The sequence below is a fragment of the Methyloparacoccus sp. NF-16 genome, from assembly GCF_056880625.1.
The window spans coordinates 1407686-1430582 of the sequence record NZ_CP174130.1 but is presented as its reverse complement, the minus strand read 5'-3'; the positions used below and the strand labels follow the sequence as shown (position 1 = coordinate 1430582).

Sequence of the window (22897 nt, the reverse complement as noted above, 5' to 3'; positions counted from 1 at the left end):
GGCGGGCCGATACCGACGGTAACGGTCATGCCGAACGGCAACCGATCTGCCGGGAAGGCCGGCGGCACCCTATAATTCCGCTTTTTTTCGACTCATCAGGTAGCGATTCCATGTCCACCACCATCAAGAAAGTTGCCCTCGCCTACTCCGGCGGCCTTGACACCTCGGTCATCCTGCAATGGCTGCGGGAAACCTATCAGTGCGAAATCGTCACCTTCACGGCGGACATCGGCCAGGGCGAGGAAGTGGAGCCGGCGCGGGCCAAGGCGCAGGCCATGGGCATCCAGGAGATCTACATCGACGACCTGACGGAAGAATTCGCACGCGATTTCGTGTTCCCGATGTTCCGCGCCAACGCCATTTACGAAGGCGAATACCTGCTGGGCACGTCGATCGCCCGCCCGCTGATCGCCAAGCGGCTGATCGAGATCGTCAACGAAACCGGCTGCGACGCCATCTGCCACGGCGCGACCGGCAAGGGCAACGATCAGGTGCGCTTCGAACTGGGCGCCTACGCGCTCAAGCCCGACATCAAGGTTATCGCGCCCTGGCGCGAATGGGATCTGACCTCGCGCGAAACCCTGCTGGCCTACGCGGAACAGCACGGCATCCCGATCGAGATGAAGCGCGGCAAGGCCTCGCCCTACTCCATGGACGCCAATCTGCTGCACATTTCCTACGAGGGCGGCGTCCTGGAGGATCCGTGGGCCGAACCCGAGGAAAGCATGTGGCGCTGGAGCGTCTCGCCCGAGGCGGCTCCGGACCAGCCCACCTATGTCGAGCTGAGCTATGAACGCGGCGATATCGTCGCCATCGACGGCGAGCGCATGTCCCCGGCCCGGGTGCTGGCGCGCCTGAACCAGCTGGGCGGCGCCAACGGTATCGGTCGCCTGGATATCGTCGAGAACCGCTACGTCGGCATGAAGTCGCGGGGCTGCTACGAAACCCCGGGCGGCACCATCATGCTCAAGGCCCATCGGGCCATCGAGTCCCTGACCCTGGACCGCGAGGTTGCCCACCTCAAGGACGAACTGATGCCGCGCTATGCCAGCCTGATCTACAACGGCTACTGGTGGAGCCCGGAGCGCCAGATGCTGCAGAACCTGATCGACGGCTCGCAGGCGAACGTGAACGGCGAGGTGCGCGTCAAGCTGTACAAGGGCAACGTCACCGTGGTCGGCCGGAAATCCGCGCACAACAGCCTGTTCGACATGAACATCGCCACTTTCGAGGATGATCGGGGTGCCTACAACCAGAAGGATGCCGAGGGCTTCATCAAGCTGAACGCCCTGCGCATGCGCATTGCCGCCAAGAAAGGCGCCCGTTTCGCCTGACGACGCCCTCCACCACCCTGCCCGGTCAGCGCCCCGGAGGCGCCACCGGGCAGAGGCTTCGGCCGTCCCGCCTCAACGTACCCTGACGTTGAACACCGCCGAGCGGATGGCCTCCCGGCCCTCGCCCCAGGGGCGCCGGTACTCAAAGCGCAACAGCCCGTCGCCCCTGGCCAGCGGCCGGAAGGTCCAGACCTCCTGCCCGCCCAGCCCCAGCAGTCCGCCAAGATTCGCCTGCTCCTGATAATCCGGGGCATCGCCCACGGTCTCCAGAATTTGCCCCGTGCGGTCGATGAGCAGCCAGCGATAGCCCGTGGTCCAGTTGGCATCGAGACGGATCACCAACCGCTGCTGCATGTCCAGATCCACGGTGGCACCGGCATCCCGCGTGGCGACCTCGACAACCGGGATGCCGGGCTCGTCGATCACCGGCAGACACCCGCCGCCGGCCGCGAGCATCCCTGCCAGCAGCGCCAGGCGGATCGATCGGCGGGCTGTGCGCCGGCGCATGGCGGACAAGCCGGCAACCGATGCCGGGCGCTCAGACGGCGTAGGCCTTGCGGTAATACGGCCAGGTCTGCACGTGCAGATACTTCCGGATCGGCGACTTGATCACGGAAACGCAGAGCGCGATCGAGAACAGACACCAGACCGCCGCGTACTCATTGGGATTGGAGGTCAGGATGTCGGAGATCAGCGGCCCCACCAGGTAGTGGAAGCCGACGAAGCGCCAGGAGCCGTACAGGATCGGCATCCAGAAGGCGGTGAGGATGTAGGTGAAGCCATGCAGCCCGTAACGGAAACCGAAGGGGTTGTCGGGATAGTCCGACATCAGTCCGTTGAGAGGCAGCTGCCAGGCGATGTGCCAGTCGCCGGAAACGGAGCAGGCATCGGCCCCGCAGAATCCCTCGAAGCCGATGATGCACTTGCCCGCCCAGGCGAAGGGATACATCTTGACCAGCATCGCCAGCGCCCCCACGGCGCAGATGCTGTAGACGACCGTGCTGATCTTCCGCTTGACCTCCTCGGGAATGAAATACATGGCCACCATGTTGACGAAGAAGGGCTGGAAGGCGATGTGCAGATAGCCGAAAAGCGTCAGTATCTGGTTGGGTGGCGCATCGCAGAGGTTGATGTAGACGTAGGTTGCCGCCTGTAGCAGTTCCATGCAGGCGAAATAGGTCAAGGGAATCCACAACTCCTTCGACTCGCCCTTCCAGGCAACGTAGGCGGCGGTGCCAAAACCGACCGTGGCCAGCACGGCCGAGGCTTCTCCACTCCAGCACATAAGGTCTTTCCTCTTAAATTATCGTTATCGGATTCGGAGCCGGACAAAGCGGCGGCGCAACGGTGGCGCCTGACGCTCTCGTTAGCTGATGCCGTATTTCTGCATGCGGTACAGCAGGGTATCGCGGGAAATCCCCAGTAGCTTGGCCGAGCGGCTGCGGTTGCCGTTGGTGCGCTGCAGGGCCTGGCGGATGAGGTCGATCTCGACCTGTTCCAGGTTGATGCCCCGCTCCGGCAGCTCGATCTCGGGTTTCTGTGCCGGCAGCCGGCTGACGATCTCGGGGGGCAGATTGTTTTCCTCGATGACGCGGCCGGCAAGCAGGATGCAGAGTCGCTCGCAGACGTTGCGCAATTCGCGGACATTGCCCGGCCAGGGATAGGCCACCAAGCGGTTCAGGGCCGACTTGCTGATCGAGACCTTCTGCAGTCCATGGTCGCGGGTGAACTGGGCGATGAAGTGTTGCAGCAAGACCTGCACGTCGCCGATGCGTTCGCGCAGGGGGGGAATCTCCAGCGGAACCACGTTCAGGCGGTAGTAGAGGTCGCGGCGGAATTCGCCGCGGCTGATCCGGTCCAGCAGGTTGGCATTGGTGGCAGCGATGATGCGGACATCGACATTGTGCGTCGCGGTCTCGCCGACCGGCTGGATCTCGCCGGTTTCCAGGAAGCGCAGCAATTTCGCCTGCAGCGGAACCGGCAGCGAATCGACCTCGTCGAGAAAGACGGTGCCGCCATTGGCCGCCTGCAGCCGGCCGACCTGGTTCGCGGTGGCGCCGGTGAACGAGCCCTTCCGGTGGCCGAACAGCTCGGACTCGACCAGGGATTCCGGCAGGGCCGCGCAATTGATGGTGATGAAGGGCTTGCCGCTGCGCGGGCTGTGCTGCTGCAGCGCTTGCGCGAGCACCTCCTTGCCGGTACCGGTCTCACCGACGATCAGCACTGTGACATCCGTGGCGGCGACCATGCGGGCGCTGCGCAACAGGGATTCGAAGTTGGGAGACTGCCCTATCAGCTTTTCGAACATGGTCATACCTCAACGCACCTCAATGGGCCATGGTGTGCTGCTGCACCATCGGATTGAGGCCGGGAAACGCCGCCATGAACGCCAGCAGGATCAGGGTGATTCCGGCCAGCTGGCGAAAGCGGGTCATGCTCGACAGGCGCACCATCCAGGAGGTCATGATGCCCACGCCCATCACCGCGGGCATGGTGCCAAGGCCGAATGCCAGCATGGTGAAGGTGCTGCGGACCACATCGCCGGTCGTCGCGGCCAGGGCCAGCGCGGTGTAGACCAGGCCGCATGGCAGCCAGCCCCACACCATGCCGAACACGAACGCCCGGGGCAGCGTCTCCACAGGGACCAGCCGCCGGCCGTAGGGTTCAATCCGCTGCCAGACACCGCTGCCGAATTTCTCGATGTAGGCGAAGCGCGGGAACCAGCCGGCGATATGCAGGCCCGCGCCCAGCATGACCAGGGCCGAGAGTATTTGCAGCAACCGATGACCATGTCCCTCGCCCAGTGGCATGCTCAGCACATGCTCGGCCAGCCCGGCGAACAGCCCGGCGATGGTATAGCTGAAGACCCGTCCGGCGTTGTAGCTGGCGACATAGGGCAGCAGCGTGCGCTTGTTCTCGCGGATTTCCCGCTTGAGGCTGAGGGTCAGGGAGCCGATGATAGAGCCGCACATGCCAAGGCAGTGCAGCGCGCTGAACAGGCCCATCAGCAGGGCGACGAAATAGGATGTGCTGAAGGCGGAGTCGAGATGATTCATGTTGGCCCGGTCATGCTTGCGGGAGGATCGGCGGAGCGCGACGGCTCCCGACCCCGGGATTGACGGCGCATTTTACCGTGGATCGGTAGGGGATTAGCAGCCATGCGTCGCGGGACGCCGGCCAAAAGAGCGCTGGCAGTGCGGCAGGGCCCGGCTTGCCATCGGCGCCGCGATCTCTTAAGGTCCCGCAAAAACCGCGAGCGTCCTCATGTCCCGTCCCGTCACACCCCAGATCGCCGCCGACATCATCATCGAACTGACCGACCGTCCCGGTCGTCCCATCGTCCTCATCGAACGCCTGTATCCGCCGCACGGCTGGGCCATTCCGGGCGGGTTCGTCGACGTCGGGGAGACCCTGGAGACGGCGGCCCGACGCGAGGCGCAGGAGGAGGTGGGGCTTGCGGTCCGGCTGACGGCCCTGCTGGGCAACTACTCGGATCCGGCCCGCGACGCCCGCGGGCATACCGTCACGGCCGTCTATGTCGCCGAGGCCACGGGAACACCCATAGCGGCCGACGACGCCAGGAAGGCGGTGATCGTCGACCCGGAGAACCTGCCTGCCCCGCTGGCGTTCGATCATGCGCTGGTGCTGGCGGATTACCGGCGGTTCCGGGCCACGGGGCAACCCGCGCCGCTGCGCTGATCGGTGGCCGCGCCCGGCCGGCTCACAGTTCGACCTTGAGACCCAGCTCGACCACCCGGTCGGGCGGAATCTGCCAGAACGCCATGGCGTTCTCGGCATTCATGGCCATACGGATGAACAGGCGTTCGCACCAGCGCGGCATGCCATCGCGCGGGGTGGAGACCAGATGCTCGCGTGACAGGAAGAACGAGGCTTCGGCCAGATCCACCGTCAGTCCCTGGCTCCGGCAATAGGCCAGGGCGTCGGGAATGTTGGGCTGCTGGTTGTAGCCGTAGTAGATGCGTACCCGATAGATCTGATCGCCGAAGTGGCGGATCTTGACCCGTTCGGCAAGCGGAATCCAGGGTTCATCCCGGGTGACCACGGTCAGCACGATGACCTGCGCGTGCAGCACCTTGTTGATCATCATGTTGTGCGTCAGCGACAGCGGGGCGCCGAAACGTCCGGCCGTCAGGTAGACCGCGGTGCCGGGCACTCTCGGCAGGGGGTTGTGGCCCTGCCGGGAAACCAGTTCCTCCAGTGGTACCGCCTTTTCGTTGAGGCGTGTCACCAGCAGTTCCCGTCCCCGTATCCAGGTCCAGAGAAGCAGGTAGATCACCCCGCCGATCAGCAGGGACACCCAGCCACCGCGCGGGATCTTGGTCGCGTTGGCCATCAGGAAGCTCAGGTCGACCAGCAGGAAAAGGCCGAACAGCAGCCCGGCAAACCGCCAGTGATGGCGCGAAACCCGGCGCAGCAGGCCGAACATCAGCAGGGTCGTCACCACCATGGTGCCGGTGACGGCAAGGCCATAGGCCGCCGCCAGCCGCGACGAGGACCCGAAGCTCACCACCAGCAGGACGACCGAGAGCGCCAGCAGCCAGTTCACGGCCGGCACGTAGATCTGTCCGTAACGTCCCTTCGAGGTATGGCGAACCGCCAGCCGCGGCAGATAGCGCAGCCTCACGGCCTGGGCGGCCAGCGAAAAGGCTCCGGAGATCACGCCCTGGGACGCGATGATGGTGGCCAGGGTAGCCAGGGACAGGAGGGGCAGCACGCTCCAGCCCGGCCCCAGCAGGTAGAAGGGATTGCTGGCTGCCGCGGGATCGCGGATCAGCAGGGCGCCCTGCCCGAGGTAATTCAGGGTCAGGGCCGGGAAAACGGCGAGAAACCAGGCCGAGCGGATCGGCGCGATGCCGAAATGGCCGATATCGGCATACAGCGCCTCCGCGCCGGTCACGACCAGCACCACGGCACCCAGCACCACCAGGGACTGGGCCTTGGCCTCGTGCAGGAATGCCAGGCCATGGGAAGGGTAAAGCGACTGCAGGACCGATGGCGTTTGCAGGATGCTCAACAGGCCCAGGATGGCTATCAGCAACAGCCACAGCACCATGATCGGGCTGAACAGCCAGCCGATGAAAGCGGTACCGCGATACTGGATGAGAAACAGCACCCCCAGGATGATCAGCGTGACCGGCACGATCAGGGCGTTCAGCTGGGGGGCGCCAACCTTGAGGCCTTCCACCGCGCTCATCACGGAAATGGCCGGCGCGATCATGGCGTCGCCAAAAAACAGCGCCGTACCGATGAGCCCCAGGCTCATGATCCAGCGGCGGCGCGGCTTCTGGTTGACGGGACGCAGGACCAGCGACATCAAGGCCATGATGCCGCCCTCGCCATTGTTGTCGGCACGCATCACCAGCCAGGCATACTTGACGCCCACCACCAGCGTCAGCGACCAGAAGACCAGGGAGAGGATGCCCAGCACATGCTCCGGAGTAGGCGTCAGCCCGCCCCCGCCGGTGAACGCGACCCGCAGGGCATAGAGCGGGCTGGTGGCGATATCGCCGAATACCACGCCGAGACAGCCCAGCGTCAGGCTCCAATGCGGCGATTCGTCCTGGTTGCGAACCATGTGTCCTCTCATGACTGATGTTCCCGGGCGGCCGGGAGACAAGGCGTGGCGCAGCCACGGTATCGTTTCAAGAAAACCGGCGCCCTGGAGGCGAATTGTCCGATCCGATTGACGGAATGCCCGGCAGCTGGACAAATCAGATGATTATAGACCACCCATGTCATAGGGTAAGATCGTTGTCACAATAAGGTGGCGAGCCGGCACCCCTGTCGTGTTAAGCTGGTTGTTTTGACTCAAAACGTGAAAATCCCGGTGCATCAGGAACGCTCATTTATTCCATTATCCATAACCATCCTGACGGTCTCCGACACACGCATCGAAGCCACGGATACCGCCGGTCGCCTGCTGCGGGAGCGGGTCACCGAAGCCGGACACTGGGTAATCGACAGGTCCATCGTAGCGGACGATAAATACCAGATTCGTGCCCGGGTTTCGGAATGGATCGCCGATCCGGCCATTCATGTCATCCTGACCACCGGCGGCACGGGCGTCACGGGGCGCGACGGCACCCCGGAAGCGGTGGAGGTCCTGTTCGACAAGACCCTGGAAGGTTTCGGCGAGGTGTTTCGCAGCCTGTCGTACCAGGAAATCGGCACCTCGACGCTGCAATCGCGGGCCACGGCGGGCGTCGCCAACGGCACTTACCTGTTCTGTCTGCCCGGTTCGCCGAATGCCTGCCGGCTGGCCTGGGACGCCCTGATACAGGCCCAGCTGGACTATCGCACCCGCCCCTGCAATCTGGTCGAACTGATGCCGAGACTGCTGGAAAGCTGAGTTTCAGCCGCCGGTGGCGTTCATGTGCCGCAGGATGACCGGCTGGGCCTCAAGGTCGAAATGATGGCGCTCGGGCTTGATGGCCATGGCATTGCGGATCGTCGCCTTGAGCGCCTCGGCCGAAGCCTGCTCGGCCCGCAGCACATCCTTGAGCTCGACCGCGTGCTCATTGCCCAGGCACAGCAGCAGGCGGCCCTCGGCCGTGACCCGCACCCGGTTGCAGCTACCGCAAAAATTGTGTGAATGGGGAGAGATGAAACCCACCCGCGAGGCACTCCCGGCGATACGGAAATAGCGCGACGGACCACCGGTGGTCTCCGGGCTGGGCAGCAGTTCGAACACCTGTTCCAGGTCCCGGCGGATGGCATCGCTGGAATAGAACTCCTCGGCCCGGTCATGGCCATCGACGTGGCCCAGCGGCATCTCCTCGATGAAGCTGATATCGATGCCATGGTCGATGGCAAAGCGCGTCAGGCTGACGACCTCGTCATGATTGCGACCCTGCAGGATGACGGCATTGATCTTGATGCGCTCGAAGCCCGCCTTCAGCGCCGCCTCGATACCGTCCAGAACCCTGGCGAGATCGCCGACCCGGGTCAGTTGCCGAAAGCGCTGCGGATCGAGGGAATCCAGGCTGATGTTGATGCGGCGCACCCCGGCCGCCCTGATGTCGCCGGCCAATTCGGCCAGGCGGGTTCCGTTGCTGCTCAGCACCAGTTCGCGCAGCCCGGGCAAGCGGGCGATGCCGGCCATCAGGTCGACCGCACCGCGCCGCACCAGGGGCTCGCCGCCGGTGATGCGAATCTTGTCCACGCCCAGGGCAACGAAGGCCTCGCACACCCGGTGGATCTCCTCCAGGGTAAGAATCTGCGGTCTGGGCAGAAAGCGCATGTCCTCGCTCATGCAGTAGAGGCAGCGCAAATCGCAGCGATCGGTGATCGACACCCGCACGTAGCTGACCCGCCGGCCGAAACGGTCGGTGAGCTGGGGAGTATTGGCGACGGCATTTTCCATGGCAACAAACCTTCTCCGGGTTGCGTTCGGACCCTGACAGTCCGGCCCTGCTATATCTTGAGCATAACACTCGGGAATTGCCTTGTGCAGATACCCGCCGCCGCGGCCCGGCCCGGCTACGCTCACCCCGCGACAAGCGGGCAATTTCTGCCGAAATCAGGGAAACTATGTAGTGATGTGCAATCAAAACAGCGACGCTCAAACCCGACCCGCCCAACCAGGGAGCGGTGACGCCAGCCAGTGAAGGCTGGCGCGAAGCCATCACGACGGGAACACGCATGAAACGGCTGCAGCAATTATTCGAAGGTTCGGCGGCCATCGCCGAGGATAACCTGGGCTTTCTGGAAGACCTCTACGAGCGGTTCCTGCTCGATCCGGACTCGGTCGACTCCAGCTGGCGCGACAAATTCCGCTCCATACAGGATGCCACTCCCGAGCTGTCCGGCCCCCGTCCGCCCCTTCCCCACGACGACGACGGCAGCGAGATCGAGGCCACGCTGCGCAAGCAGGCGGCGGTGGACCAGCTGATCTACCACTACCGGACCCGCGGCCATCAGGTTGCCGACAACAATCCGCTCAGGCTGAATCCGCCGACCATACTCAAGGATCTCGATCCGGCCTACTATGGCCTGACGGCCCAGGATCTGGACCGGCACTTCTACGTCGACATCCTGCATCATTCCCGCCGGCTGCCGCTGCGGGAAATCCTCGCCCTGCTGCGCCAGACCTATTGTGAGAGCATCGGCGCCGAGTACATGCATATCGTCGACAGCGACATCAAGCACTGGATCCAGACGCGGCTGGAGAATACCCGCGGCCGGGCCTTCCCGGAACCGGAGAGCCAGACGTCGCTGTTGCGGGCCCTGACCGCCGCGGAAGGTATCGAGCGCTATCTGCACCGCAAGTATGTCGGGCAGAAGCGTTTTTCCCTGGAGGGTGCCGAGAGCCTGATCCCCCTGCTCGACGAAGTCATCGAGCGCGGCAGCGAACAGGGCGTACGCGAACTGGTGATCGGCATGGCGCACCGCGGCCGGCTGAATGTGCTCATCAACGTGCTGGGCAAGAAGCCCAGTTCCCTGTTCCAGGAATTCGAGGGCACCGCCGCCAACCTGCCGCTGGCGAGTGCCGGCGACGTCAAGTACCACATGGGCTTCTCCTCGGACATCCTCACCCGCAGCGGCCCCGTGCATGTCGCGCTCGCCTTCAACCCCTCCCACCTGGAGATCATCGACCCGGTAGTCGAGGGCTCAGTCCGGGCGCGGCAGGACCGCCAGGCCGGCAATGCCGAGAATACCGTCATGGCGGTACTGATTCACGGCGATGCCGCCTTCGCCGGGCAAGGCGTGGTGATGGAAACCCTGAACATGGCGGAAACCCGCGCCTACACCACCGGTGGCACCATCCACATCGTCGTCAACAACCAGATCGGCTTTACCACCAGCAATCCCTTCGATGCGCGCTCCACGCTGTACTGCACGGATGTCGCCAACATGGTCCAGGCACCGGTATTCCACGTGAACGGTGACGATCCGGAAGCGGTGCTGTTCGTGACGCGGCTGGCGGTCGACTACCGGATGCGGTTCAACCGCGACGTGGTCATCGACCTGATCTGCTATCGCCGCCACGGGCACAACGAGGCCGACGAGCCCGCCGTCACCCAGCCGGCCATGTATCGCTTCATCCGCCAGCAGCCGACCGTGCGACGGCTGTATGCCGAGCGGCTGATCCGTGCCGGCGTCATCAGCGCCGCCCAGGAAAAGGCGATGGAAACGGACTACCAATCCGCCCTGGCCCGGGACGACATCGTCTCCCGCCCGCTGATCGATGCCGAGGGAAGGTTCCCCAAGCCCTCCTGGACCGCCTACCAGAATCAGCTGTGGACCACCCCCTACGACGCCCGCATGCCGCTGGAGAAGCTGAAGGAGCTGGCCGGACGCATGTTGCGGCTGCCAACGAACTTCTCCCTGCATCCGCGTGCGGCGGCGATCGTCGAGGGTCGCCGGGCCATGGCCAGGGGCGAGCAACCGATGGACTGGGGATTTGCGGAAAACCTCGCCTATGCCAGCCTGCTCGATGACGGCCATACCATCCGCTTCAGCGGCCAGGATGTCGGCCGGGGAACCTTTTTCCACCGCCACGCCATTCTCTACGACCAGAACACGGGAGCGACCTGCATTCCCCTGCAGCACCTGGAAAACGCCGCGCCATTCCGGATCTATGACTCGCTGCTGTCGGAGGAGGGGGTGCTGGGATTCGAGTATGGCTACGCGACCTCGGCCCCCGAGACGCTGGTGATCTGGGAGGCGCAGTTCGGCGATTTCGCCAACAACGCCCAGGTTGTCATCGACCAGTTCATCGCCTCGGGGGAGAGCAAGTGGGGCCGGCTGTGCGGGCTCACGCTGCTGTTGCCGCATGGCTACGAGGGCCAGGGGCCGGAGCATTCCTCGGCGCGCATCGAGCGCTATCTGCAGCTGTGCGCCGAGCAGAACATGCAGGTCTGCATTCCGACCACGCCGGCACAGATATACCACCTGCTCCGCCGGCAAATCCTCAGGCCCTACCGGCGGCCGCTGATCGTCATGACCCCCAAGAGCCTGCTGCGGCACAAGCTGGCGGTTTCCACCCTGACCGAGCTCGCCGAGGGAACGTTCCGCAACATCATCGGCGAAATCGATCCGCACGACCCGGCGGGGATCAGCCGCGCCATCGTCTGCGCCGGCAAGATCTACTACGACCTCCTGGAGGCCCGCCGCAAGTCCGGCCTGTCCCACATCGCCATCCTGCGCGTCGAACAGCTCTATCCATTCCCGGACGAGGCCTTCACCGAGGTATTGTCCCGCTATGGCAACCTCAAGGAACTGGTCTGGTGCCAGGAGGAGCCGGAGAACCAGGGCGCCTGGCATCAGATCAAGCACCGCTTCTTCGGCCACCTGGAGAACCGTATCGCACTGGTCTACGCCGGACGGCCGATGTGCCCGGCGCCGGCGGTCGGGCAATTCCATCGCCATCTCGAGGAACAGAAGCAGGTGGTGCAGGATGCACTCTATGGCCCCGCCGCCTCTCACAGCTAAGGAAATCCGATGCGCATCGAAGTCCTCGTTCCCAACCTGCCCGAATCCGTCAGCGACGCCACGCTGCTCGACTGGCACTTCCAGGATGGCGCCCTCGTTCAGAAGGATGCCAACCTGATCGACCTGGAAACCGACAAGGTCATCCTCGAGGTACCCGTGCCGGAATCGGGCATGCTCAAGGAAATCTGCCGTCACAAGGGCGATATCGTCTCCAGCGGCGATCTGCTGGCCGTCATCGAAACCGAAGCCGAGCTTCGCCCGCTAGCCGTCACCGAGCCGCAAGCGCTGCCGGAGATGCCGCCGGCCGGGAACGCCGGGCCACCCGCGGGCGAACCCTCCGCAACCGGCCACGCGCCCGCTCTTGACCAGCCCATGAGCCCGGCGGTGAGGCGGCTGCTGGCCGAACATAATCTGGAGCCTTCCGACATCCCGGTCAGCGGGCGCATCACCAAGCAGGATGTGCTGAACGTTCTGGAGCAGCGCTCGACCCCACCCGCGCCCGTCCCGCCGTCCGGCCATGAGGCGGCATCCGGCCCGTCCTCACCCAAGGGCGGCGAGCGCCGCGTGCCGATGACACGCATCCGCGCCCGCATCGCGGAACGGATGCTCGAGGCGCAGCACAGCACGGCCACCCTGACCACCTTCAACGAGGTGAACCTGCAGAAGATTTTCGATATCCGCCAGCAGCACCGGGCGCGTTTCGAGCAGACGCACCAGGTCAAGCTCGGCCTGATGTCGTTCTTCGTCAAGGCTTCGGTCGAGGCACTCAAGCGCTTCCCCATCATCAACGCCTCGGTCGAGGGCCAGGACGTCGTCTATCACGACGTCTACGACATCGGCATCGCGGTCACCACCGAACGCGGCCTGGTGGTCCCGGTGCTGCGCCATGCCGACACGCTGGACTTCGCCGAAATCGAGAAAGCCATCAACGAGTTCTCGCTGCGGGCTCGCGACGGCAAGCTGAGCTTCGAGGAATTGACCGGTGGCACCTTCACCATCACCAATGGCGGCATCTTCGGCTCGATGCTGTCGACGCCCATCCTGAATCCGCCGCAGAGCGCCATCCTGGGCATGCACGCCATCAAGGAGCGCCCGGTGGTCGAGGACGGACAGATCGTCATCCGCCCGATCATCTACCTGGCCCTGTCCTACGATCACCGCATCATCGATGGTCGCGAGGCCGTCTCCTTCCTGTTCACGGTCAAGGAACTGCTGGAGGACCCGGCCCGCCTGCTGCTTGGCGTCTAGACCAACGGCGCCACGGGCGGATCATCGGGCGCCGTTGCCTGCTCCAGCCAGGCGAGATGAGCGAGCGCGGCCTCGCGGCTGTCGCCGCACATCTCCCCGCTGGGCTGCAACCCCCGACAACAGGCGGGGCGCTCCGGCTGGCCGAAAATGCGGCAGCGCCAGTCCTCGCCGAGCTGGACGCAGGCCAGCCCCGCCGGCTTGCCTTGGGGCATGCTGGGGATGGCCGAGCGTATGGATGGTGCGATGCAGCAGGCTCCGCAGCCGGGCCGGCAATCCATCAGGGTGCCGGTCCGATCCGCAGGCCGGGCAGAGCGGCCAGCTGCAACCGGCTGATCAGCCCGGCCCGCTCCGCTTCCGTGTAGGGCTCCGGGGGGCTGCGCCCCCAGACCGGAGCCGGCCAGGCGGCATCGTCCCGCCGGCGTACCACATGATGCACATGCAGCTGCGGCACCAGGTTGCCAATGGCCGCGACATTGACACGATCGGCGGCAAATACCCGCTTGAGATGCCCGGCCAGACACGAGGATTCACGGATGAGGTGATCCTGGTCTGTGTCGCCAAGTTCATGGATTTCGCCGATTCCGGGCCGTTCGGGCACGAGAATCAGCCAGGGATACCGGCGCTCGTTCATCAGCAACAGCCGGCAGAGCCGGAAACGGCCCAGTTCCAGACAATCGGACCTCAGCTGCGGATGCAGTTCGAAAGCGTCAGCGTGCATCCCGGCCAGCCTCCTCGCGGATCAGGAACATGGCATCGCCATAGCTGAAGAAGCGGTAGCCCTCGCGTACGGCATGCCGGTAGGCCGCCATCACGGGCGCATGCCCCGAGAACGCGCAAACCAGGGTCAGCAAGGTCGATTCCGGCAGATGGAAATTCGTCAGCAGGACATCGACGCAGCGAAAATCGAAGCCCGGCCGGATGAACAATCGCGTCTCGCCCTCGTAGGGTTCGAGTTCCCCCGACCGCGCGGCGGTCTCCAGTGCCCGTACCACCGTCGTGCCGACGGCGATGACCCGCCCGCCGCTGGCCCGCGCTGCCCGGATGCGGCGAACCACGGTTTCCGGCACGCTGCACCGCTCCGCATGCATGCGGTGCTGATCGAGATTGTCGACGCGTACCGGCAGGAAGGTGCCGCTGCCGACGTGCAGGGTCACGCAGACATGATCGATGCCCTGCCCGGCAAGATCGCGCAGCAGGATTTCGTCGAAGTGCAAACCCGCCGTCGGCGCCGCCACGGCGCCTGCCGAGCGCGCGAACACGGTCTGATAGCGATGGTGATCGGTGTTCGTGTCCGGCCGCTGGATATAGGGCGGCAGCGGTACATGACCCACGGCTTCCAGCACCTCAGGAGCGCTGATCCCGGCCGCAAATTCCAGCACGAACAGATCCTCGCGCCGCTCCAGTACCCGACACTCATAGCCGCCATCGAGATGCAGCCAGGTATCCGGCTTGGGCGACTTGCTGGCCCGCAGATGCACCAGCAGCGTCCGTTCGTCGAGCAGCCGTTCGACCAGGATTTCGATGCGCCCGCCGGTAGCCTTGCGTCCATGCAGGCGGGCCGGTATGACGCGGGTATCGTTCAGAACCAGAAGATCTCCCGGACGCAGCAGGCTGGGCAAATCCCTGAAACCGCGGTCCTCCAGGCTCCCACCCTCCAGCAGGCAGAGCAGCCTGGAGGCGGTCCGTTCCGGCAGGGGCGCCTGAGCGATCAGATGCTCGGGAAGGTCGTAGTGGAAGTCACTCTTGCGCATGGCGGCGCATGGTAGCAATTCGGCCTGGCGATTGCAGCCACGGAAGCGGCTTTGCCGCCCCGTTCCCGGGCATCCAGGCGCCCGCCGCTCAGAAGAGCAGCAGGCTGCCGACGTAGGCCATGGCCAGCAAGGACAGGAAGCCCCAGTTGTGCTGGGCGCCATCCTTGAGACAGAGCCAGAAATAGCCCCAGGAGGACCGATAGCGTCTCTTCAGGCGCCGCAGACAGAGGATATAGAGCAGGCCGGCCAGGCTGGCGAGCATCAGGCTGCCGATCCAGGCGGTCACCATCTGCGCATCATGACCTTCCAGATGAAACAGGGCCTCCAGGACACCCTCCAGCCCCAGCTCGAGATACTCGATGACGATGTGCAGGAGATGCAGCAGGAAATCCAGCAGCACATCCCAGTACAGCAGTGTCATCAGCCAGGCAAACCAGGCCAGGACGCGGCGTCGCAACCGCCAGACCCGGCCGGAAGACGCGTCACGGGCTGGCGTTTGTGGCTGTTGTTCGCTCATCGCTTGTCTCCATGACCGGGTTTGAATCGGTGAAGCATTCGGATTCGATGGGAGGACGGTGACGTGCTGGCGGCTCAGCTATTATTGACACGATACCAGATGGGTGGCGAGACGGCGCATGGTCCCCGGCTGGGTCAGGGGCCTGTCAGCCATTCCGCCCGCAGGTCGCGCAATCGGGGTTGCGGGTGACCCTCATTCTCTGCCACTCGAAGCCAAGCCCGTCGAACAGATGGAGCACGTTGAAGGGCGCATAAGCGGGCAAGGTCAGCAGCTTGATTGCCTCCAGCGCCTGCAGGCTGCCGATGATGCCCGGCACAGGCGCCGCCACGCCATTCTGGCTACAGGTTTCGACCCCGCCCTCGTCATGCGGGTACAGGCAGTTGTAGCAGGCGCTGTCGCCAACCCCGGGCCAGAAAACCGCCAGCTGGCCCTCGAAGCGAATGGCCGCCCCGCTGACCAGCGGTTTGCCCTGGCGAAAGCAGGCACGGTTGACGGCGAAGCGGGTGGCCAGGTTATCGGAACAGTCCAGCACTACGTTCGCCTGGTTCATGGCTGTTTCAAGGCCGGCCTCGTCCAGACGCTCCCCGATCGGCGTGATGCGAACTTCGGGGTTGAGGCGATGGAGTGTTGCCATCGCCGAGCGGGTCTTGGCGGTGCCGATATCGTCGGTGGCATGCAAAATCTGACGTTGCAGGTTGCTCAGGTCGACCCGGTCGAAATCATTGACGAGCAAATGGCCGACGCCCGCCGCCGCCAGGTACATGGCCGCGGGTGAACCCAGCCCCCCCAGGCCGACGATGAACACGGTGGCATCCAGAAGCTTCCGCTGTCCGGAAAGATCGATCTGCGGCAGCAGGATCTGACGGCTGTAGCGCAGCAGCTGATCATCATCCATGATCGTGGGACAAAAGGGAGTGAACAATATGTTTTGACCCGTGTGGCACCCCGGTGGATGTCACCCTGGCACAGTGGCCGCGGCGCCGGGCGCCAGGCTTGCGGAACCATCGCCGTGCGATCTGTACTATCATTGCCCGCCAAAAACCTCTGAAAAGCCGTACTTTCTCATGATTCGGATGTTGTCGCTGTTGTCGGTCCTGTTGGCAGGCCAGGTTCACGCCGAGGACGAGATCCCTGTGCCCATTCCGGATCAGCCGGATCTGCCGGCGCCCGTGCAGAGCGGCCAGCCCATGGAACCGGATGTGACCATCATCCGGCGGGGAGAGGAAACGATCGAAGAATACCGCATCAACAACCAGCTCTACATGGTCAAGATCACGCCCGTCATCGGCCCTGCCTACGTGCTCGTCGATCGCGATGGCGACGGCAACCTGGAGGTCCGCCAGGGTGATAACCAGAAGGGCATGAACATCAACAGGTGGGTCCTGTTCAGCTGGTAAGCTGGCGCATCCCACGGACCGCCTGGGGTCGGACCGACCCTCACACCGGAGTCACCCTCCACCTTATTTCCCGAAGTCTAGCGACATGGCGCACAGCAGCCGTTTGGAAAACCTGCTCCGGGCAGGACAACAAGGATTTTTGCGAGACGGACTCAAGGGGCTCGAGAAGGAGAGCCTGCGCCTCGACCCGGATGGCCGCATCGCCCAGACACCGCACCCCGCCGCCCTGGGTTCGGCCCTGACCCATGAGTGGATCACCACCGATTACTCGGAAGCCCTGATCGAACTGATCACCCCACCCGCGGCCAGCGCCGAGGAGACCCTGGGATTTCTGGGCGACATTCACGCCTACGTGCATCAGCACCTCGAGGGCGAAATCCTGCTGGCCACGTCGATGCCGATCGGGCTGGATGGCGACGACAGCATTCCGATCGCCCGCTATGGGCGGTCGAACATCGGCCTCATGAAGCAGATCTACCGGCGCGGCCTGGCACACCGCTACGGGCGCACCATGCAATCCATCGCCGGAGTGCACTTCAACTACTCGATCAACGAAGCGCTCTGGCCAGTCCTGCACGATCTGGAGCAGCCGGCGGCCGAGCTGTCCGCTTTCGTGTCCGAAGCCTACTTCGGCATCATCCGCAACATCCACCGCCACGGATGGCTGCTGATCTACCTGTTCGGCAACTCACCGGCCATCTGCAAGTCCTTCTTCAGTGGCCGTGAAAACCTGGCCACGCGCTTCGCCGAGCTTGATCCCGAAACCTACTACCGGCCATTCGCAACCTCCCTGCGCATGAGCGATATCGGCTACCGCAACGACAATCAGACCAGCCTCGACATTTCCTTCAACGCCCTGGACGACTACATCGCCAGCCTGGAGGCCGCCATCAGGCAGCCTTACCCGCCTTACGAACGGATCGGCATCAAGGTGGATGGCGAATACCGGCAACTGAACGCCAACATCCTGCAGATCGAGAACGAGTACTACAGCGCGATACGGCCCAAGCAGATCACCTTTTCCGGCGAGAGGCCAACCCTGGCGCTGCGCAAGCGCGGGGTCCGCTATCTGGAACTGCGCGCCCTGGACCTGCTCGGCACCGAACCGGCCGGCGTCGCCCTCGATGAGCTCCGCTTTCTCGAGACGTTCGTACTGTACTGCCTGCTCGAAGCGAGTCCCCCGCTGTCGACCGAGGAAAAGGCCGAGTGCAGCCGCAACAGCCTGACTGTCGCCTGCTGTGGCCGTGGCCCCGCATTGCCGCTGTCCCGGACCGGCCGCGAGGTTCCGCTGGCCCAGTGGGCAATGGAGATCGTTGAGCGCCTGGAGGATATCGCCGCCATCCTGGATGAGGGGCAGGCGGGGACCCCCTACCGCGACAGCGTCCAGCGCTATCGCCCGGCCTGCCAGGAACCGGAACTGACGGCCTCGGCGCGCGTGCTGCGGGAGTTGCGCGACAACCGGGAAACCTTCGCCGAATTTGCCCTGCGCCTCTCGCGGGAGCACGCCAGGCACTGGCTGGCCCATCGCCTGGACAAGGATCGGCTGGGCCGTTTCGCCGCTGAAGCCGAAGCCTCCTGGAATCGGCAAATGCAGATCGAGGCGGCCGACCGTCTCTCCCTGGACGATTTCCTGAGCGCGTACTGGCAGCAGGCCTGAGCGGGCAGTCGCCGAACCGGTTCCCGCCGCCGCCACCAGAATTCGGGCAATAAAAAAGGCAGACTGGAATCCAGTCTGCCCTGGCTTGATCTTGCCGAAGAAAACCGTTCTTACTTCAGGCTTTCCTTTGCAATCTCGTCAAGCTCCTTGGATACGTGAACGCCAACTTCAGCACCCTTGGCGACATCGCCAGCCTGGCAAGCTTCCTTGCCGGTCTGCATGACATCGATGGCTTTCTGGAGCCGCATGCTTGCCGCGTTGCCGGTGATTTCCTTGTAGTGCTGCTTGGCCTGCTTGTAGTGCTTCACGCACTCTTCCTTGTTGCCAGCCGCCGCCGCTGCCTGAGCTTCCTTCACTTCCTTTTGAGTCAGCGCGAAGTGCTCCTTGACGCCTTCGGCGTTTTCGGCTGCGAATACGTTACCGGAAACAGCCAGGGCCAAAAGTGCGCTGCTGACAACGGTGGAAATCTTGCTCATTTTCATGTTTCTAGTGTCTCCTTAGGCAGCCCTGCAGGCAACCCAATCAGTTTTCCAAATAGACCAGTTGGTGACTCGGACTTCTGCCGGCATCAACGGGTGGCCATAGTAAAAGAGTTCTCCGGCCTTGTCATGCTTTATTGCGGCATTTTTCAAAATGCCGGGCCGGCACATGCCGACGCCTCATGAGCGCCGGCCGACCAGGTGCGCCAGCCACCTGCCGGAGAGTTTCTCCTGCACCGAGTTCTGGCGCAGGCGCGCGTTCAGGTTGGGGAAGTCCACCCGATCCAGTTCCTGATCCTGGTTGTAGCAGGAGTACACGAAGTATTCCTTGCCCGTCTCCGGTTCGACATGCTTGCAGAGACACTGGGCGCAGACCCCCTTCATCATGCACTGCATCGGCGAATTGATCGAACCGATGGCGACATGATGGGACTTGATGTAGGGCTTCAGCACCCCGTAGCGGGCGTGCTTGACCGCCGCCATCATGCGGTCCGAGCCGATCACGATCATGTGATCGACATCGTCGAGGTGAATGGGCGTCGGCCCCAGGTCACCCCTGGCATAGGCCACCATCGCTTCGACGATGTTGCCGACAAAGGTCTTGTCCTGCGGCCGCAGCACCGGGATGGGCTCGGCGCCCTCGGACGCGTCGACGGCCCAGACCACCACATCCGAGGCGGCCTCGATGTCGCGCACCTTGAAGACATCCTCGCGCTTGCGATAGCCGGCGAAATAGACCACCTGGCTGCCTGCCCCGCGCAGGGCCTTGCCGATGGAGAAGAGCACGGCATTGCCCAGACCGCCGCCGATCAACGCCACGGTCTGGCCGGCCGGGATCTCGGTCGGTGCGCCGGTCACGCCCATGACGACCACCGGGTCGCCCGGTTTCCACAGCGACAGCATGCGTGACGAGGAACCCATTTCCAGGGCGATGAGGGAAATCAGCCCCTGCTCCTTGTCCACCCAGGCGCCGGTCAAGGCCAGTCCCTCGGCCACCAGCACCGTCTCCTCGATCACCGGCGCCAGTGCCTCGAAGTTCTGCACGCGGTAGAACTGGCCCGGGGCGAAATGCTTGGCCGCCATCGGCGCACGCACGATGACCTCGATGATGGTCGGCGTGATGCGGTTGATTTCCACGATGCGGGCCAGCAACTGATCGTCCAGGCGCGTCTGGAACTGCCTGAGGGCCTGGTCGCGGACCGTCTGTCCGGCGGGATCGAGAACCGCCAGCTCCGTTTCGTAAAGCCGGGTGATATAGGGATAGCCATCTTTGGCGCTGGCCATGGCCTTGACCACGTTGCCGGCATAGACGGGATGGTTGTCACCGTAGAAGGTGATGAACTTGCCGTGGCGGCGGTAGGAGGTGAACGGCGCCGGCTTGCCGATCTTGACCTCGGCCGTGTCCTGAATCGGCTCCAGCTCGGGGATTCCATCCAGCCACTGCGGCTCGTAACGCTGGTAGAATTTCTTGTCCATCTCGAAGCTGTCCGGGTGCTCGGATTCGTAGATGGTGTTGGGCGAGGTGCCGGCGGCGACGAACAGGCTGCGCAGGACCACGTCCTGCTCGCCGGCCTTCTGCCACTGGCCATCGGCCAGCCGCAATTGCTCGAACCGCACCGCCCGCAGGTGGCCGTAGTCATCCTCCAGGGCTTCCAGCGGATTCATGCCCGGCGCCAGACGGATGCCCTCGTCCAGCGCTTCGGTGATTTCCTCGGCGTTCTGCCGGTAGGCCGGCGAATCCTCGATGCCCTTGCGGTAGAACATGGTCACGCCGCCCCAGCTGTCCAGCAGCGGCAGGAAATCGGGCTTCTCGCCGGCCGCCTCGGCACGCCGACGCTCCGCCTGGATGGCCCGTCCGTGCGCCAGGAATTCGTCCAGGATCAGCTGCTCTTCCTCATCGTACATCGCGCGCACGGCCTCCTCGCCCTGCAGGGCGGTGAGCTTTTCATAGCGGTGGAGAATCTTCTCCACCTGGACCGGGTAGTAGGCCAGCACCTCGGTACAGGTATCGATGGCCGTCAGACCGCCGCCGATGACACCGGCGGGCAGGCGCACCTGCATGTTGGCCAGCGAGGATTCCTTGGCCGCACCGGTCAGCTGCAGGCCCATCAGGAAATCGGACGCCTTGCGGATACCGCGGATCAGATTGTTCTTGAGACCGATCAGCGTCGGCTTGCCGGCGCCCGAGGCAATGGCGATGTGGTCGAAGCCCAGATCCCAGGCCTCGTTGATGGTCAGCGTGCCGCCAAAGCGCACGCCGCCATAGATGCGGAAGGTCTGCCGACGCAGCAGGTTGAGGTAGATGACCTTGAGGAAATTCTTGTCCCAGCGCACGGTGATGCCGTACTCGGCCACGCCGCCGAAACCCAGCATGATGCGCCGGTCGAGATCCTCGTAGAGCTCCCGGAAATCGCGGATCGGCTGTGGCGGCCTGTTGGCGTCGCCCACCAGGTGCGCCGGCAGGGGCTCGATCTTGAGGCCATCGATGCCGACCACGCCGAAGCCCTCGTTCAGCAGGTAATGCGCCAGCGTGTAGCCGGCCGGCCCCATGCCGGCGACCAGCACGTTGCGGCCGTTGTAGGGCAGCACCACCGGCCGCTTGACGTTGAGCGGATTCCAGCGCGTCAGCAGGCTGTAGATCTCGAAGCCCCAGGGCATGAAGAGGACATCGGTCAGGACGTTGGTCTCGATCTGCGGGATGTTGACCGGCTGGGTCTTCTGGTAGATGCAACCCTTCATGCAGTCGTTGCAGATGCGATGACCGGTGCCGGGGCACAGCGGATTGTCGATGGTGATCAGCGCCAGCGCGCCCAGGTTGTCGCCCTGGCGCTTAACGAGGTGCATCTCGGAGATCTTCTCTTCCAGCGGGCAGCCGGTGATGGTGACACCCAGCGGGTTGACCTTGTAGCTGCCATCCTTCCTGTTGCGCATGCCCTTGGAGCACGAGTCGGTATCGCGGTCATGGCAGTAGATGCAATGATCCACCTCGTACAGCACGCGCCGCTCGGGGAAGCGGGGATCGGTCAGACCGAACCCGTCGCGGCGACGATGATGCCCGGCAGGGCCCCGCCAGACCTTGTAGCCATCGACCGGCAGCAACTCGTGATGCACCAGCTGCGCGAAGTCGGTCTTGGCCGGGGTCTTGAAGCTGACCCAGTGCTTGACCTCACCTTGCAGCCCCGCATCGCGGGTGGCGGCAAAGGTCCAGCGCCCCACCAGATCATGCAGGGCGGCGGCCAGCACCGCGTCATCGCCCGCGAGCGCATCCGCGAACAGGGGCGCTGCGGACGTATCCGCCATCAGGCGACCGCGCACGGTGGCCACCCAGGATGTCGTCCCCGGCGTCTCGACGGCCCGCTTCAGGGCAATGGCGAAGCCAGCGATGGCGGCCTCGCGGTCGGCGGACAGCCGTTCCTCGTCGATGGCCGCCTGGACGAGCGTTGCGAACAGGTGGCTGATGGCCTTGATGTCCCAGTTGGCCGGATCTTCGCCCTTGTAGCGGCTGGCGGACTTGGCCACGATCTCGTTCTTGTAGGCGAACACCGTGTCGAAATCGGCCCGGATGGCTGTGGCCTGGCTCTCCCGCTCGCACTCCACCCCGAACAGCCGGGCAACGAAATCGCCCACCCGGGGAGCCAGCCGGACCAGCAGGTCGGACACCGCTTCCGGCGCCATCCCATCGCCCCGGCAGTCCCGGTATGCCTGGAACTCCGCGAACAGCTCCGGCTGCCGGCTGGCCAGTTCCGTGTCGAAACATTCGGCCAAATCCTTCAGTCGAGCCGGATGATAGAGATCGGCGTAATCGAAACCGGGAATTCCCAGTTGCAGGGGCGCAGTCAGGGTCATGGATGTATCGTCGGGAAAATGGATGTCGGAAGCAGTTGGGCCAGCGATCAAAATGGCCCAATTCTAGGCCATCGAAGGGTTCAAGTCGATTTACAGTCTCTTTCGTGGGGTTGCCGCGCCCATTACCGTGGGCCCCGGCCAACGGACATGCCGGGCCGGAACCCGCAAGGCGGGGCATAGTCTTGGTATTCTTAGGGAAAACCGCACAGTTGG

The 22897-nt window shown here is 64.2% G+C and carries 20 protein-coding genes; 7 read left to right on the top strand and 13 right to left on the bottom strand.

Annotated elements, in window-relative coordinates; genetic code table 11:
- Positions 1-110: 110 nt before the first annotated feature.
- Positions 111-1334 (top strand): argininosuccinate synthase, encoded by a 1224-nt coding sequence (locus ACH5N8_RS06865; RefSeq protein WP_483283006.1) that lies wholly within the window; start codon positions 111-113, stop codon positions 1332-1334.
- Positions 1335-1406: 72 nt separating this feature from the next.
- On the opposite strand, the gene ACH5N8_RS06860 is transcribed toward ACH5N8_RS06865, so the two are convergent.
- The 4 genes from ACH5N8_RS06860 to ACH5N8_RS06845 form a co-directional block, all read right to left on the bottom strand.
- Positions 1407-1841: a protease inhibitor I42 family protein gene (locus ACH5N8_RS06860; RefSeq protein ID WP_483283005.1), complete on the bottom strand. Its 435-nt coding sequence runs from the start codon at positions 1839-1841 to the stop codon at positions 1407-1409.
- Positions 1842-1872: 31 nt separating this feature from the next.
- Positions 1873-2619, bottom strand: a complete 747-nt coding sequence (locus ACH5N8_RS06855; RefSeq protein WP_483283004.1) for a DUF5765 domain-containing protein — start codon at positions 2617-2619, stop codon at positions 1873-1875.
- Between the two features lie 81 nt (positions 2620-2700).
- The gene (locus ACH5N8_RS06850; protein ID WP_460027090.1) at positions 2701-3642 is read right to left on the bottom strand and encodes a sigma-54 interaction domain-containing protein; all 942 of its coding nucleotides are present in this window, start codon (positions 3640-3642) and stop codon (positions 2701-2703) included.
- A gap of 19 nt (positions 3643-3661) precedes the next feature.
- Positions 3662-4390 carry a sulfite exporter TauE/SafE family protein gene (locus ACH5N8_RS06845; RefSeq protein WP_460027091.1) on the bottom strand — a complete coding sequence of 243 codons (729 nt, stop codon included), beginning with the start codon at positions 4388-4390 and terminating at the stop codon, positions 3662-3664.
- A gap of 208 nt (positions 4391-4598) precedes the next feature.
- On the opposite strand from ACH5N8_RS06845, the gene ACH5N8_RS06840 reads away from it, so the two are divergent.
- A complete protein-coding gene (locus ACH5N8_RS06840; protein WP_483283003.1) occupies positions 4599-5033 on the top strand; it encodes an NUDIX domain-containing protein in 435 nt (144 codons plus the stop codon).
- A gap of 22 nt (positions 5034-5055) precedes the next feature.
- On the opposite strand, the gene ACH5N8_RS06835 is transcribed toward ACH5N8_RS06840, so the two are convergent.
- A complete protein-coding gene (locus tag ACH5N8_RS06835) occupies positions 5056-6930 on the bottom strand; it encodes a potassium transporter Kup (protein WP_483283002.1) in 1875 nt (624 codons plus the stop codon).
- Between the two features lie 246 nt (positions 6931-7176).
- On the opposite strand from ACH5N8_RS06835, the gene moaB reads away from it, so the two are divergent.
- Complete coding sequence (gene moaB, locus ACH5N8_RS06830; protein WP_460027144.1) at positions 7177-7704, top strand: molybdenum cofactor biosynthesis protein B; 528 nt, start codon at positions 7177-7179, stop codon at positions 7702-7704.
- Positions 7705-7707: 3 nt separating this feature from the next.
- On the opposite strand, the gene moaA is transcribed toward moaB, so the two are convergent.
- A complete protein-coding gene (moaA, locus tag ACH5N8_RS06825; protein ID WP_483283001.1) occupies positions 7708-8718 on the bottom strand; it encodes a GTP 3',8-cyclase MoaA in 1011 nt (336 codons plus the stop codon).
- Positions 8719-8996: 278 nt separating this feature from the next.
- Between moaA and ACH5N8_RS06820 the strand changes: the two genes are divergently transcribed.
- Complete coding sequence (locus ACH5N8_RS06820; RefSeq protein ID WP_483283000.1) at positions 8997-11789, top strand: 2-oxoglutarate dehydrogenase E1 component; 2793 nt, start codon at positions 8997-8999, stop codon at positions 11787-11789.
- Positions 11790-11798: 9 nt separating this feature from the next.
- On the top strand, positions 11799-13037 hold the full coding sequence (odhB, locus tag ACH5N8_RS06815) for a 2-oxoglutarate dehydrogenase complex dihydrolipoyllysine-residue succinyltransferase (protein ID WP_483282999.1): 1239 nt from the start codon (positions 11799-11801) through the stop codon (positions 13035-13037).
- On the opposite strand, the gene ACH5N8_RS06810 is transcribed toward odhB, so the two are convergent.
- From ACH5N8_RS06810 to ACH5N8_RS06790, 5 genes are all read right to left on the bottom strand, one after another.
- Positions 13034-13315, bottom strand: coding sequence for a YkgJ family cysteine cluster protein (locus ACH5N8_RS06810; protein WP_460027097.1), 282 nt, complete (start codon positions 13313-13315; stop codon positions 13034-13036). The two genes, odhB and ACH5N8_RS06810, sit on opposite strands and share 4 nt — an antisense overlap.
- Positions 13315-13755: an HIT domain-containing protein gene (locus ACH5N8_RS06805; protein ID WP_483282998.1), complete on the bottom strand. Its 441-nt coding sequence runs from the start codon at positions 13753-13755 to the stop codon at positions 13315-13317. Before ACH5N8_RS06805 ends, ACH5N8_RS06810 begins: the two co-directional genes overlap by 1 nt.
- The gene (gene queA, locus ACH5N8_RS06800) at positions 13745-14788 is read right to left on the bottom strand and encodes a tRNA preQ1(34) S-adenosylmethionine ribosyltransferase-isomerase QueA (RefSeq protein ID WP_483282997.1); all 1044 of its coding nucleotides are present in this window, start codon (positions 14786-14788) and stop codon (positions 13745-13747) included. Before queA ends, ACH5N8_RS06805 begins: the two co-directional genes overlap by 11 nt.
- Positions 14789-14876: 88 nt before the next feature.
- On the bottom strand, positions 14877-15305 hold the full coding sequence (locus ACH5N8_RS06795; RefSeq protein ID WP_460027100.1) for a hypothetical protein: 429 nt from the start codon (positions 15303-15305) through the stop codon (positions 14877-14879).
- Between the two features lie 145 nt (positions 15306-15450).
- Positions 15451-16200: a HesA/MoeB/ThiF family protein gene (locus ACH5N8_RS06790; RefSeq protein ID WP_483282996.1), complete on the bottom strand. Its 750-nt coding sequence runs from the start codon at positions 16198-16200 to the stop codon at positions 15451-15453.
- A 169-nt stretch (positions 16201-16369) separates the two neighbouring features.
- On the opposite strand from ACH5N8_RS06790, the gene ACH5N8_RS06785 reads away from it, so the two are divergent.
- Both ACH5N8_RS06785 and gshA read left to right on the top strand, forming a co-directional pair.
- A complete protein-coding gene (locus ACH5N8_RS06785; protein ID WP_460027102.1) occupies positions 16370-16702 on the top strand; it encodes a DUF2782 domain-containing protein in 333 nt (110 codons plus the stop codon).
- 85 nt (positions 16703-16787) lie between these two features.
- Entirely contained in the window at positions 16788-18359 is a 1572-nt protein-coding gene (gshA, locus tag ACH5N8_RS06780) for a glutamate--cysteine ligase (protein ID WP_483282995.1), read from the top strand.
- Positions 18360-18469: 110 nt separating this feature from the next.
- Here the strand turns inward: gshA and ACH5N8_RS06775 are convergent, their stop codons facing one another.
- Both ACH5N8_RS06775 and ACH5N8_RS06770 read right to left on the bottom strand, forming a co-directional pair.
- Positions 18470-18841, bottom strand: coding sequence for a hypothetical protein (locus ACH5N8_RS06775; RefSeq protein ID WP_460027104.1), 372 nt, complete (start codon positions 18839-18841; stop codon positions 18470-18472).
- Between the two features lie 177 nt (positions 18842-19018).
- Complete coding sequence (locus ACH5N8_RS06770) at positions 19019-22684, bottom strand: FAD-dependent oxidoreductase (RefSeq protein ID WP_483282994.1); 3666 nt, start codon at positions 22682-22684, stop codon at positions 19019-19021.
- Positions 22685-22897: the final 213 nt, after the last annotated feature.

Coding starts and splice junctions, on each gene's coding strand:
- ACH5N8_RS06865 (WP_483283006.1), top strand. CDS start 111: ATGTCCACCACCATCAAGAAAGTTGCCCTCGCCTACTCCGGCGGCCTT.
- ACH5N8_RS06860 (WP_483283005.1), bottom strand. CDS start 1,841: ATGCGCCGGCGCACAGCCCGCCGATCGATCCGCCTGGCGCTGCTGGCA.
- ACH5N8_RS06855 (WP_483283004.1), bottom strand. CDS start 2,619: ATGTGCTGGAGTGGAGAAGCCTCGGCCGTGCTGGCCACGGTCGGTTTT.
- ACH5N8_RS06850 (WP_460027090.1), bottom strand. CDS start 3,642: ATGTTCGAAAAGCTGATAGGGCAGTCTCCCAACTTCGAATCCCTGTTG.
- ACH5N8_RS06845 (WP_460027091.1), bottom strand. CDS start 4,390: ATGAATCATCTCGACTCCGCCTTCAGCACATCCTATTTCGTCGCCCTG.
- ACH5N8_RS06840 (WP_483283003.1), top strand. CDS start 4,599: ATGTCCCGTCCCGTCACACCCCAGATCGCCGCCGACATCATCATCGAA.
- ACH5N8_RS06835 (WP_483283002.1), bottom strand. CDS start 6,930: ATGGTTCGCAACCAGGACGAATCGCCGCATTGGAGCCTGACGCTGGGC.
- moaA (WP_483283001.1), bottom strand. CDS start 8,718: ATGGAAAATGCCGTCGCCAATACTCCCCAGCTCACCGACCGTTTCGGC.
- ACH5N8_RS06820 (WP_483283000.1), top strand. CDS start 8,997: ATGAAACGGCTGCAGCAATTATTCGAAGGTTCGGCGGCCATCGCCGAG.
- odhB (WP_483282999.1), top strand. CDS start 11,799: ATGCGCATCGAAGTCCTCGTTCCCAACCTGCCCGAATCCGTCAGCGAC.
- ACH5N8_RS06810 (WP_460027097.1), bottom strand. CDS start 13,315: ATGGATTGCCGGCCCGGCTGCGGAGCCTGCTGCATCGCACCATCCATA.
- ACH5N8_RS06805 (WP_483282998.1), bottom strand. CDS start 13,755: ATGCACGCTGACGCTTTCGAACTGCATCCGCAGCTGAGGTCCGATTGT.
- queA (WP_483282997.1), bottom strand. CDS start 14,788: ATGCGCAAGAGTGACTTCCACTACGACCTTCCCGAGCATCTGATCGCT.
- ACH5N8_RS06795 (WP_460027100.1), bottom strand. CDS start 15,305: ATGAGCGAACAACAGCCACAAACGCCAGCCCGTGACGCGTCTTCCGGC.
- ACH5N8_RS06790 (WP_483282996.1), bottom strand. CDS start 16,200: ATGGATGATGATCAGCTGCTGCGCTACAGCCGTCAGATCCTGCTGCCG.
- ACH5N8_RS06785 (WP_460027102.1), top strand. CDS start 16,370: ATGATTCGGATGTTGTCGCTGTTGTCGGTCCTGTTGGCAGGCCAGGTT.
- gshA (WP_483282995.1), top strand. CDS start 16,788: ATGGCGCACAGCAGCCGTTTGGAAAACCTGCTCCGGGCAGGACAACAA.
- ACH5N8_RS06775 (WP_460027104.1), bottom strand. CDS start 18,841: ATGAAAATGAGCAAGATTTCCACCGTTGTCAGCAGCGCACTTTTGGCC.
- ACH5N8_RS06770 (WP_483282994.1), bottom strand. CDS start 22,684: ATGACCCTGACTGCGCCCCTGCAACTGGGAATTCCCGGTTTCGATTAC.